Below are 6,163 nucleotides of genomic sequence, written 5' to 3' on the forward strand. Positions count from 1 at the left end.
CCTATCCTGGTGCCGTGCCTGCCTATGACTACCGCTGCCGGGTATGTGACGCATCGTTCGAGGTCCGCCGCAGCATGCACGAGTCCGTGCCGGACAGCGCGGTGAGCTGCCTCTCCGGACACACCGAGACCTCGCGGATCTTCTCTGCGATCGCCGTCAGCCGCGGCTCGGCCACGCCGGCTCCGGCCACGGCCGCGCCGTCCGCCGGCGGGGGCGCGTGCTGCGGCGGTGGCTGCTGCGGCTGACGCCACCGTTCGCCCTGACGCCACCGTTCATCCGGGGTGGCTCACCCGCGGTGGCGATGGATGCCCGCGGCCTGCGATTTCGTCGGCCCACGCGCCGCCCGGGTCCGCGGGCCGACATCCACCTGACGGTCCCGCTGGCCGCCGCACGCGGCGGCCCGGTCCTCCACCAGCCGCCGTCGCAACAGCCGCAGGGTATCTTCCCGCTCGGTCTGATCCAGACCGGCGACGAGGGTCTGCAGCAGATCACCTGATCCGGGTCGTTGGTCGCCATAGCCGAACCCACTCGTACCCATGGGCGTGTCCTACCCAGGCCACCGGCGTGTCACGCAGTCCCGGGCCCACGGGAACAAGGCGCCGGGCCACCGTCGTCTCCGCCACGCCTCCCGCACCCCCCGCAGCCGAGCGCGGACGACCCGGCGATCGATGGCCCGCGGGCCGAGCACCATGATCCATACGATGCCCAGCGCCCACAAGCCGGCGAGGGCACCGAAGGCAAAAACGTTGAAGGCTCCGATCATCGCGAAGCCGACGAGCAGCAGAACGCTCGCGGCGAGCCCGCCACTCACGGGTGTTTCTATACCCCGCCGGCTACGGCGTCATACCGACTACTTCATGATGTTGGTCATATTACGGGTCATCGGACGGATTCAGTGGCGCCGTGACTCCACGTGGGGAGGGCCGGGTCGCAGTACCCGCCACAGCGCGCCCAACGAGGTGAACTGGATGTCGGGCGGCGCACCGGCGACCTCGTCAACCACCCGGTCCGGGGCGTGCTGATGATGTAGATGATCCATGATCTCGTCACGATTGGCGGGGAAGACCGCCCGGCCGAGCCAGCGGGCGAGCTCGGAGCGTTCCTCGACGTCCACCGGCGTCATCCCGGCCGGCGCACCGACCCGCGACCCAGCGGCATCCAGGTTCTGCGGGCCACCGGTCGCTTCCTCGGGGAACGGTTCAGCGGAGCGCCATTCCTCCGCCCGCGTGTCCCGCCCGGCCCGCACGAGCCCCTCGACCTCGTGCGCCATGATGTCGTCGCGCACAGGGCCGTGCTTGGTGCTTCCGCGATCCACTGCCATGTTCTCGTTCCTTTCCGCTGTTTCAGTGGTGCGCGCTGACGGACGAAGCAAACCCGCGATCAGGCCACCCGGCATCTCCGGCCAGCAGATGTTCACGGCCAGCGATGGGCGGGAACACCGGCATCCATGGTGCGGATACCCCACAACGTGTTGGTCGGACCCGCCGAACGCCTGGAGCGGGCCGAAGCTCTCGACCCGATGGCAGTAAAGATCCGTGACATGGTCCGCCGCTCCCTGCACGACGGCGCCATCCGGGACACCCTGCACGGCGTGCCGCTCGGCCACCCGCTGCATCCGGCGCTCGCCCAGCTCCCCATCGGAACCTGGATCTCCGCGGGGATCGTGGACCTGCTCGCGGGACGTCACGAGGAGTCCGAACGGGCGGCCCGGGTGCTGATCGCCACGGGGTTGCTCGCGGCGGTCTCGGCCGCCGCCGCCGGCCTCACCGACTACTCTGAGCTGCATGAGCGCCAGCTGCGGGTCGGGGTGGCGCACGCCGCGACGAACAGTCTGGCGGCCTGCTGCTACGCCGCCTCGCTCGGCATCCGGTCGCGTGGCAACAGCCGCCTCGGCCGTCGTCTCGCGCTGCTCGGCCTCGCCGCGGCCAGCACGTCGGCCTACCTCGGCGGTCATCTGGCCTACCGGCAGGCGTCGGGGGTCAACCACGCCGAGGAGGTACCCCACCTGCTGCCGCCCGGTTGGCATCCGCTCGCCCTTCTGGACGAACTGGCGGACGGCCGACCCGAGGTGCGGCTGTTGCGGGATGTGCCGGTCGTCCTCCTCCGGAAAGGAGACCACGTCGACGTACTGGCCGGCCGGTGCAGCCACCTGTCCGGACCACTGCACAAGGGAGAGATCATCCGAAGAGACGGCTTCACCTGCCTGCGCTGCCCCTGGCACGGCAGCACCTTCCGGGTGGCGGACGGCGCGGTGGTGCATGGTCCCGCGACCGCGCCCCAGCCGCGGTTCGATGTGTGGATCTCCGATGGTGAGGTCCGGGTACGGCTACCCGGGGCGGGATAGCTACCGCGGGATAGCTAACTGGGGCGGGATAGCGTCGAGGGGCTGTCCGCCGCGGAGCGGGGCGTCCCGGCTGCCGGGACGCCGTCCGGGACGCCGTCCGGGCTGGCGGCGCCAGCCGAGCGCTGTAGGCCCGCGCGGTCCGGGCCCGGGCGCCCGGTGGTGGCCATCTCGCCCACCCCGTAGAGCGCATAGGCTTTCCGGATCACCGGCCGGGCCACGTTGCGGACCGGCACCCCACCGGCCGTCGTCCCGTGCTCCGAACCGGCATGGGCGTGACCGTGCAGCGCAAGGCAGGCGGCTCCCGCGTCCACCGCCTCGGCAAGGTGGTAGCTGTCGAGAAACGGGAAGATCTCGGTTCGCTCGCCGATGAGCGTGTCTGGTACCGGGGCATAGTGCATCAAAGCTACGCGGACTTCGCAATCCAGACTTTCCAGCGCGCCACGCAGCCGGGATCCGGCGTCCTTCGTGTGCCGGATGAAAGCCTTCATCAGTGGTTCGCCGAAGTCGCTTCCGCTGGCCCCGGCGAACCCCCGCCGAATCCCTTGACGCCGGCGATTCCGAGACGGCGGCCGTCGATGTCGAGGACCGTGCCGCAGCCTTCGAGGACGGTCACGCCAGCGTCGGTCAGCATTTCGGTGATTTCGTTCTCGGCACCGCCGTGGTAGTCGTGATTACCCAGGACGGCGACGACGGGCACCCCGGCGTCCGCCACCTCGGCCGCGACGATCTCGGCCTCGGCCGGCAGCCCCCGCTGAGTGAGATCACCGGCCAGCAGCAGCACGTCCGCCCGACCGGCAAGTCCACGCAGCAGGGGTGCGAAGGTTCCGCGGCTGTCCACGCCCAGGTGGATGTCGCCGACGGCGGCAATTCTGATCATGAGATGGTCTCCACGTTCGGCGGTGCCTCGGTCGGCATCCCCCGATCCGCGATGGTGACCTCGTTACTCACCAGGCGTCCGGGAAGCGCCTCGGCGAGCACATCCGCGACGGCCCGGCGGCGGGCGTCCGTGGCGACCTCGCCCTCGACCAGGATCTGCTGGCCATCCACCACCACCTCCAGCCCGAGCTCGGCCACCCTCGGATCCTCGGCGAGGCGTTCGTGCAGGTCACCGGCGAGGTACTCATCGGCCTCAGTGAGGTCCAGTACCCCGTACCCGGCGGTGTCGGCGACCCGCTTCGCGGTCCCGGCCTGCTCCGCCCCACCCGCTGGCACCAACGGGCCGTGCGGACGTGAACCCGTGGGGGTGCCCCCGGCCGACGGAGCACCTTCGGCCGACACCGCACGACCGGCGGCCGGGATCAGGTTGAGCCGGGTGGCCACGAGCAGGGCCGCCTCGGCGAAGGGGGAAGTGGCCGTCGCGCGACGCACCTGATCCCAGTCGACCTGCTCCCGCATCGCTCTGATCATCGGTATCACGCGAGCGAGATCACAGTACCGTTCCTCCAGGGCCAGCAGGGTCATCTCAAACCAGTCGGTGGCATCCAGCACGGGCATGCGCACCGAGTCCACCGACATCTCGCTGGACCGCTCCAGCATCTGCTGGGTCACCGCCCGACCCACCGGATGGTGGATGAGATCGACCAGCACCTCGCCGTCAAACACCTTGGTGAGCCAGTCCTCGGGTGAGTCGACCGGGCGCAGGCCGGCGTTCGCGAGCACCTCGACCGCCCGCGGCACGTCGTCCTCGCGCAGCATGAAATCGACGTCGTGGACCGGCTCGGGGCCGCCCCGGGCCCAGCAGGCGTAGCTGCTCCCGAGAGCGAACGGGATGCCCGCCTCCTTCAGGGTCACAGCCACGCGTTTCAGACTCTCCCGTAGGCCTCTGGACGCATCCTCCATACCGCTGCCCGTACCCGCGGGAACCACGCGACGCACCTCGCGTACCCCACCGAAGTCGGGACCTCGCGTACCCCACCGGAGTCGGGCGGCAGGTAGCTGTCGCGATTGCGACACCCCTAAATGACTATCTCAAAGCGGTGACAAGACTACTACAGAAGCATGGGGGTGTCCGGCCATCCGTAGTTATAATTTCACTACATGCCACAAGAGTTACCACTTCGACGCCTGATAGGCACCTGAATCTCACAGCTTGACGACACCGAGCGTCGACATGAGCGATGATGACCTTCGCGGCAAACCTGTCGCCCGCCTACTTCGACACCGGATTGGAAGCGAACCCTGAACACGCGCACACGATCCGACCAGTTGGCCAGGGCCCTCGGAGGGGAAACAGCCGCACCGGAGAACTCCGGCGAACGTCTCCCTGGACAACGCGCCACTGGGCCGGCCACCCTGACCTCGCGGCCGGTCGCCCCGGGCGGCCACGGCGTGGTCGACCTGTCCAGCCATCCCGGCCAGCTGGCCCGCCGGCTCCAGCAGGTGACCTATCAGCTCTGGACCACCACCGTCTCAACCGAGACGACGCCTCCGCAGTTCGTGGTCCTCAACAGCCTGCTCGCTGATCCCGATATTGATCAGCGCACGCTCGGAGAACGAGCCTCCCTGGATCGGTCGACGGTGGCCGATGTGGTGGCGAGGCTCGTGCAGCGTGGGCTCATCCGCCGGGTCCGTGACCCGCGTGATGGCCGGCGCAATGTCCTGCGGCTGACCAAGCGGGGAGAGTCGACCCACGGCCAGGTGGCGGACCGCATCGACCAGATGAACGACAAGCTGCTGGCGCCGCTGTCCGAGGAGGAACAGACCGCCCTGTTGTCGATGTTGGCCCGCATCGTCGACCAGGATAGGCCCTATTAACACAGTGCGGGGTCGCTACTCATCGCCTAAGGTCGATGACGGTCGGCAGTTATACGATCTCACCGGCACCGAGGACGATGCAGCGGCTCCGTCGACGCGGCACAGGACATCACGGTCGCTGCCCCCGCGCTCCCAGCAAACCGCCCTTTGACCTGCCCGCGGTACGACTCACGGTCATCGGGCTCGTCGTTCTCGCGGCCGGCACCTTCGGTATCGCCACCTCGTAGCTGCCCACCGGCCGCGAGACCGCCCGACCCGCACCGCCGTCCACCACGAGCCGCGCTGGACGGCGGGTACCCTCGGCGCGACGCGATGAAGACGACGGGCGGACGATGACGATGAACGGGCAAAGACGACGGGCGGACAAAGACGACGGACGAAGGTCGGACGTAGACCGGTCCGAGGAGGACACCCGTGACACCGCCTGACACCGCGGCCCTGGTGCTCCGGGTCATCGTGGATCTTACCCTGGTCACGCACGGCTACAACCACGTCTTCGGACCGGGCGGGATCAAAGGGACGGCCGGCTGGTTCGAGAGCATGGGGCTGCGGCCGGGCATCGTGCACGCCTGGGCGTCGGGACTGATCGAGATCGCGGCCGGTTTCGGGCTGCTCTTCGGGTTCCTCACCCCGTTCAGCGCAGGTGGGATCATCGGCACCATGGTGGTGGCCGGCGTGACCGCCCATCGCAACAACGGGTTCTTCATCTTCAGGCCGGGCCAGGGCTACGAATACGTCTTGATGATCGCGGTGGTCTGCGCGGCAATCGGCATCCTGGGACCGGGCAAGGCGTCGCTGGACCATGCGATCGGCATCGACCTGGACGGCTGGGCCGGCGGGCTGATCGCGATCGTGCTCGGCGTGGGAGGCGCGGCGCTCCTGCTCGCCACCGCTTGGCGGCCGAACAAGCCGGCTGTGAACGAGCCCGAATCCAGCAGCGTCTGATCGATCCGACCACGACCCGCCATCGTGCTCATCGCCACCACCACTCCTCCCCATCCCCGTAGCCGCCATCACGGTCATCACCGTTGGCCATCCGGCCTCCCCGTCCGTCAGATCGTCGAA

The 6,163-nt window shown here is 69.1% G+C and carries 10 protein-coding genes; 4 read left to right on the forward strand and 6 right to left on the reverse strand.

Annotated elements, in window-relative coordinates; genetic code table 11:
* Positions 1–14: 14 nt before the first annotated feature.
* On the forward strand, positions 15–245 hold the full coding sequence (locus AC08OJ_RS17865) for an FmdB family zinc ribbon protein (RefSeq protein WP_476596339.1): 231 nt from the start codon (positions 15–17) through the stop codon (positions 243–245).
* Positions 246–286: 41 nt separating this feature from the next.
* Here AC08OJ_RS17865 and AC08OJ_RS17870 read toward each other — a convergent pair whose 3' ends face one another.
* The 3 genes from AC08OJ_RS17870 to AC08OJ_RS17880 all read right to left on the reverse strand — a co-directional run bounded on the left by AC08OJ_RS17870 (position 287) and on the right by AC08OJ_RS17880 (position 1,321).
* The gene (locus AC08OJ_RS17870) at positions 287–538 is read right to left on the reverse strand and encodes a hypothetical protein (protein WP_011434801.1); all 252 of its coding nucleotides are present in this window, start codon (positions 536–538) and stop codon (positions 287–289) included.
* A 9-nt stretch (positions 539–547) separates the two neighbouring features.
* Positions 548–811 (reverse strand): hypothetical protein, encoded by a 264-nt coding sequence (locus tag AC08OJ_RS17875; protein ID WP_476596336.1) that lies wholly within the window; start codon positions 809–811, stop codon positions 548–550.
* Between the two features lie 81 nt (positions 812–892).
* Complete coding sequence (locus AC08OJ_RS17880) at positions 893–1,321, reverse strand: DUF2795 domain-containing protein (protein WP_476594356.1); 429 nt, start codon at positions 1,319–1,321, stop codon at positions 893–895.
* Between the two features lie 147 nt (positions 1,322–1,468).
* Here AC08OJ_RS17880 and AC08OJ_RS17885 point away from each other — a divergent pair, with 147 nt between their 5' ends.
* Positions 1,469–2,344, forward strand: coding sequence for a Rieske (2Fe-2S) protein (locus tag AC08OJ_RS17885; protein WP_476596337.1), 876 nt, complete (start codon positions 1,469–1,471; stop codon positions 2,342–2,344).
* 14 nt (positions 2,345–2,358) lie between these two features.
* On the opposite strand, the gene AC08OJ_RS17890 is transcribed toward AC08OJ_RS17885, so the two are convergent.
* The 3 genes from AC08OJ_RS17890 to AC08OJ_RS17900 are packed head-to-tail and all read right to left on the reverse strand — an operon-like array spanning position 2,359 to position 4,183.
* Positions 2,359–2,832, reverse strand: a complete 474-nt coding sequence (locus tag AC08OJ_RS17890) for a metallophosphoesterase family protein (protein ID WP_476594354.1) — start codon at positions 2,830–2,832, stop codon at positions 2,359–2,361.
* Complete coding sequence (locus AC08OJ_RS17895) at positions 2,832–3,221, reverse strand: metallophosphoesterase family protein (RefSeq protein WP_476596338.1); 390 nt, start codon at positions 3,219–3,221, stop codon at positions 2,832–2,834. The genes AC08OJ_RS17890 and AC08OJ_RS17895 overlap by 1 nt, the downstream gene beginning before the upstream one ends.
* The gene (locus AC08OJ_RS17900; protein WP_476594357.1) at positions 3,218–4,183 is read right to left on the reverse strand and encodes a nucleotidyltransferase; all 966 of its coding nucleotides are present in this window, start codon (positions 4,181–4,183) and stop codon (positions 3,218–3,220) included. The genes AC08OJ_RS17895 and AC08OJ_RS17900 overlap by 4 nt, the downstream gene beginning before the upstream one ends.
* A gap of 366 nt (positions 4,184–4,549) precedes the next feature.
* Here AC08OJ_RS17900 and AC08OJ_RS17905 point away from each other — a divergent pair, with 366 nt between their 5' ends.
* Positions 4,550–5,098, forward strand: a complete 549-nt coding sequence (locus AC08OJ_RS17905; RefSeq protein ID WP_476594352.1) for a MarR family winged helix-turn-helix transcriptional regulator — start codon at positions 4,550–4,552, stop codon at positions 5,096–5,098.
* 414 nt (positions 5,099–5,512) lie between these two features.
* Complete coding sequence (locus AC08OJ_RS17910) at positions 5,513–6,043, forward strand: DoxX family protein (protein WP_476594351.1); 531 nt, start codon at positions 5,513–5,515, stop codon at positions 6,041–6,043.
* The last annotated feature ends 120 nt before the right edge of the window (positions 6,044–6,163 follow it).

It is taken from the genome of Frankia sp. CgKIO3, assembly GCF_977946435.1.

Coding starts and splice junctions, on each gene's coding strand:
- AC08OJ_RS17900 (WP_476594357.1), bottom strand. CDS start 4,183: ATGGAGGATGCGTCCAGAGGCCTACGGGAGAGTCTGAAACGCGTGGCT.
- AC08OJ_RS17870 (WP_011434801.1), bottom strand. CDS start 538: ATGGGTACGAGTGGGTTCGGCTATGGCGACCAACGACCCGGATCAGGT.
- AC08OJ_RS17895 (WP_476596338.1), bottom strand. CDS start 3,221: ATGATCAGAATTGCCGCCGTCGGCGACATCCACCTGGGCGTGGACAGC.
- AC08OJ_RS17890 (WP_476594354.1), bottom strand. CDS start 2,832: ATGAAGGCTTTCATCCGGCACACGAAGGACGCCGGATCCCGGCTGCGT.
- AC08OJ_RS17880 (WP_476594356.1), bottom strand. CDS start 1,321: ATGGCAGTGGATCGCGGAAGCACCAAGCACGGCCCTGTGCGCGACGAC.